This is a genomic window from Mycobacterium sp. TH-M103 (assembly GCF_057473785.1).
In genome coordinates, this window is sequence record NZ_JBYCLG010000145.1 from 1 (window position 1) to 4561 (window position 4561).

A 4561-nucleotide genomic window follows, 5' to 3' on the forward strand; every position below is an offset into this window, starting at 1 on the left:
ACGTAGTCGTCGGCGCCGGCGTCGAGCGCCGCGACCTTGTCCGAGGAGTCGGTGCGCGCCGACAACACGATCACCGGCGCCGTGAGCCAGCCCCGCAAACCGGCCAGCACCTCGATGCCCGAGATGTCGGGCAGGCCGAGGTCGAGGATCACCACGTCGGGCTTGTGTTCGGCCGCGGCACGCAGGGCGGCCGCGCCGGTCGACGCGGTGACGACCTCATAGCCCCGCACCGACAGGTTGATGCGCATCGCGCGCAGGATCTGCGGCTCGTCGTCGATCACCAGGACGCGGGTCATCGGCGCCGCTCCTTCTCATCGCTGCGCTCTGTATCGTCGCCGGCGCGGGTCATCGGCGCCGCTCCTTCTCATCGCTGCGCTCTGTATCGTCGCCGGCGCGGGTCATCGGGCCTCCTGCGGCGCGGCCAGATCCACCACGATGGTCAGGCCGCCTCCCGGGGTGTCGCCGGCCTGGATGGTGCCGCCCATCGCTTCGACGAATCCGCGCGCCACCGACATCCCCAACCCGACGCCGATGGTGTTGTCCTGATCGCCCATCCGCTGGAAGGCGGCGAAGAGTTGGTCTTCGGTTCCATGCGGGATCCCGGGACCCTCGTCGACGACGTTGATCAGGACGCGATCACCCACCCGGCCCGCGTTGACCCGGACCACGCAGTTGGGCGCGTACCGCAGCGCGTTGTCGATCAGGTTGGCCAGCACGCGTTCGAGCAGTCCGGCATCGGCCAGCACCACGGCGTCGCCGACGTCGACCTTCACGCGGTCGATGGCCGAGCGGTAGAAGCCGGTGGCGCCCTTGCCGATGCTGACCAGCGCGCGTTGCACCGTCTCCTCCAGGTACACCCTGCGCAGCTCCGGGTGAACCACGCCGGCGGCCAGGCGGGAGGAATCGAGGAGGTTTCCGACCAGCGCAGTCAGCTGGTCGACCGACTCCTCGATGGTGGCCAGCAGTTCGGCGGTGTCCTCGGGGGAGAAGGCCACATCTTCGGCGCGCAGGCTGGACACGGCGACCTTGGCCGCGGCCAGCGGGGTGCGCAGATCGTGGCTGACCGCCGAGAGCAGGGACCGGCGCAGCTCGTCGGCCCGCACGATCGCCTCGGCCCGGCTGGCCTCTTCGGCCAGCTCGCTCTGCCGGATCAGCCCGGCCGCCTGCCGGGCCACCGCGCTCAGCACCCGGCGATCGCGGGCGGAGAGCTTCCTGCCGGCCAGCAGCATCCAGAACTCGTCGTCGCCGACCTCGATCGCGGTGTCGGCGGAGTCGACGGTCAGGCACGGGTCGTTACCGACGCAGGCTACGACATGGCTCCTGTTTCCAGCGGTACGGTCCGCCTCGCCGGGTTCGCGCAGCATGCTGACCGCGCGCTGCGAGTAGGTCTCGCGCACGCGCTCCAGCAGGGTCTCGAGATCGGCGCCGCGCAGCACCGACCCCGCGAACAACGTCAGCAGCTCGGCTTCCTGCGAGGCGCGCCGGGCCTCCCAGGTGCGTTTGGCCGCGCCGTCGACCAGCACCGCGACCGCCACCGCCACGAGCAGCAGGACCACCTCGGTGACGGCGGCGTCGGGTTCGGCGATGGTGAACGTGTGTCGGGGCGCGGTCAGGAAGTAGTTCAGCAGCAGGCTGGACAGCACGGCCGAGAAGACCGCGGGCGCAACGCCTCCCAGCAGGGCGACCACCACCACGCCGACGAAGAACAGCGCGCTGGCACCGCTGGTCTGAAGGTAGCTGTCCAGCGCGAACACCGTGACCGCGCAGATGACCGATGGCACCAGAAAGGCGGCCAGCCACGAGGTGGCCCGTCGCTCGCGGCGGGTCAGCGACGCCGCGCGGAATCCGCGTTTGGACTCCTCGTGGGTGACCAGGTGCACGTCGATCTTGCCGGAGAGCTCGACGACCCGCGGGCCGATGCCCTCCTCGAAGAGGCGCGCCCAGCGGGTCCGTCGCGACGTGCCGATCACCAGCTGAGTCGCATTCATCTCGCGGGCGAAGTCGAGCAGGGCGCTGGGCACGTCGTCGCCGACCACGGTGTGCAGCGAGGCGTCGAGGCTGTTGGCCAGCTCACGGATCTTGGCCATTCGGGACTCCGAGAGTCCGGCCAGGCCGTCGCCGCGGACTACGTGCACGACCATGAGCTCGGCACTGGATTTCGACGCAATCCGCGACGCCCGCCGCACCAGCGTCTCGGATTCCGGGCCGCCGGTCACGGCCACCACGACCCGCTCGCGTGCCTCCCAGGTGGCGGTGATCTTGTTCTCCGCGCGGTAGGTCGCCAGCGCGGTGTCCACCTGGTCGGCCAGCCACAGCAGCGCCAATTCCCGCAGGGCGGTGAGGTTTCCCCGGCGGAAGTAGTTGGACAGTGCCGCGTCGACCTTTTCCGGGGTGTACACGTTTCCATGGGAAAGCCTGCGGCGCAACGCTTCCGGGGTGATGTCGATGAGTTCGACCTGCGAGGCCTCGCGCACGATCGAGTCCGGCACGGTCTCCCGCTGTTCGATACCGGTGATTTGGGCGACGACGTCGTTCAGGCTCTCCAGGTGCTGGACGTTGACGGTGGAGATCACCGTGATCCCGGCGTCGAGCAGTTCCTCGACGTCCTGCCAGCGTTTGGCGTTCTTGCTGCCCGGTGTGTTGGTGTGGGCGAGTTCGTCGACCAGGACGACCTGCGGATGGCGGGCGAGCACGGCCGGCACGTCGAGCTCGGGGAAGCTGCCGCCGCGATAGTCGACGTAGCGCGGCGGGATGACTTCGATACCCTCAAGCAGCTCAGCGGTTTTCGCGCGCCCATGGGTCTCCACCACCCCCGCCACCAGGTCGGTGCCGCGCTCCAGCCGGCGATGCGCCTCGCCGAGCATCGCGTACGTCTTGCCAACACCCGGGGCCGCGCCGAGGTAGATGCGCAGCTCCCCGCGCTTGGGTGTGTGGTCGTCCACGTCAACCATCATCCCCCAGCGGTCAGCCGGGCAGCGGATACCAGTGGTCGAGTTGCAGGTTGAGCCGCAGCACGTTGACGGTCGGTTCGCCGAAGACCCCTAGGGCGCGGCCGTTCCGGTTCTGCGCGACGAGCTTGCTTATCTGCTCCGGGCCGACGTGACGCGCCCTGGCCACCCGTGCCACCTGCAGGTCGGCGTAGGCCGGCGAGATGTCCGGGTCCAGGCCGCTGCCGCTGGCGGTGACGGCGTCGGCGGGCACTACCGGGTCGGCGGGCGCGGCGCCGCGGACGGGCACGATCTGTCCGATCGAGTAGTCCTCGCGGTCTTTTGCGCACTCGACGCGCACCCCCTCGTAGCCGGCCAGGAACGGCGCCGGCGTCGATGCGCACGGCTCGTTGACGCTGACCACCCGCGTGGGGTGGACGACGTTACCGCGTGCGTCGCGCGGGCCGATCACCGAAAGTACCGCGCCCACACCGCCGCCCGTGCAGAAGGGCCGCGACCCGTCCACACCTTCCAGGCGCCCCACCGCGGCGCTGCGCGTGCACACCTGCGTGAGCAGGCTCGGCTTGCCCGGTGCGTCGACGATGTTCTCCGGGCCGAGGTTGCTCGCACCCGAGGACAGCGGATCGTAGCCGTCGCCCGCGGCCGAGGGCCGGCTCTGGAAGTACTGCGGCAGCGGCTTGCCGGCCGGGCCGGTGAACAGCTGACCGATCAGCCGGCTGCCGACCGGCTTGCCGTCGGCGGTCAGGATCGATCCTTCGGCCTTGTCGTGCAGTCCGGGTATCTGGGCGACCAGCCAGACGAGCAGCGGGTAGGCCAGGCCGGTGATCGCGGTGAGCACCAGCAGCGCACGCAGGGCCGCCCAGTGGATGCGGACGAAACTCGAGAACTTCATGTCAGGACATCCCTGGGACGAATTGAACGATCAGGTCGATCAGCTTGATACCGATGAACGGGGCGACGATGCCGCCGAGGCCGTACACGTAGAGGTTGCGGCTCAACAGTTTCGACGCGCTGCTCGGCGTGTAGCGCACGCCGCGCAGCGACAGCGGTATCAGTGCCACGATGATGAGCGCGTTGAAGATCACCGCGGACAGGATCGCCGACTCCGGGCTGTGCAGGCGCATGATGTTGAGCAGGTCGAGCCCGGGGAACAGGGCGACAAACATGGCCGGGATGATCGCGAAGTACTTTGCGATGTCGTTGGCGATCGAGAAGGTGCTCAGCGCGCCGCGGGTGATCAGCAGTTGCTTGCCGATCTCGACGATCTCGATGAGTTTGGTCGGGTCGGAGTCTAGGTCGACCATGTTGCCGGCCTCTTTGGCGGCCGAGGTGCCGGTGTTCATCGCCACGCCCACGTCGGCCTGCGCCAGGGCCGGCGCGTCGTTGGTTCCGTCACCGGTCATTGCGACCAGCCTGCCGCCTTCCTGTTCGCGCTTGATCAGGGCGAGCTTGTCCTCGGGGGTGGCCTCGGCGAGGAAGTCGTCGACGCCGGCCTCGTCGGCGATCGCCTTCGCGGTCAACGGATTGTCGCCGGTGATCATCACCGTGCGGATGCCCATGCGGCGCATCTCGTCGAACCGGTCGCGCATGCCCTGCTTGACGACGTCCTTGAG

4 protein-coding genes are annotated in these 4561 nt (G+C 69.2%); all 4 read right to left on the bottom strand.

The features are described 5' to 3' along the window. On the bottom strand, positions 1-296 hold a 296-nt coding region (locus tag AC2VOR_RS08005; protein ID WP_486963550.1), incomplete at its 3' end, for a response regulator. Positions 297-398: 102 nt separating this feature from the next. After that, positions 399-2954, bottom strand: a complete 2556-nt coding sequence (locus AC2VOR_RS08010; protein ID WP_369737284.1) for a DUF4118 domain-containing protein — start codon at positions 2952-2954, stop codon at positions 399-401. A gap of 10 nt (positions 2955-2964) precedes the next feature. Continuing rightward, positions 2965-3840 carry a potassium-transporting ATPase subunit C gene (locus tag AC2VOR_RS08015; protein WP_369737285.1) on the bottom strand — a complete coding sequence of 292 codons (876 nt, stop codon included), beginning with the start codon at positions 3838-3840 and terminating at the stop codon, positions 2965-2967. Position 3841: 1 nt separating this feature from the next. Then, positions 3842-4561: HAD-IC family P-type ATPase (locus AC2VOR_RS08020; protein WP_486963551.1), on the bottom strand; the 720-nt coding region annotated here is incomplete at its 5' end.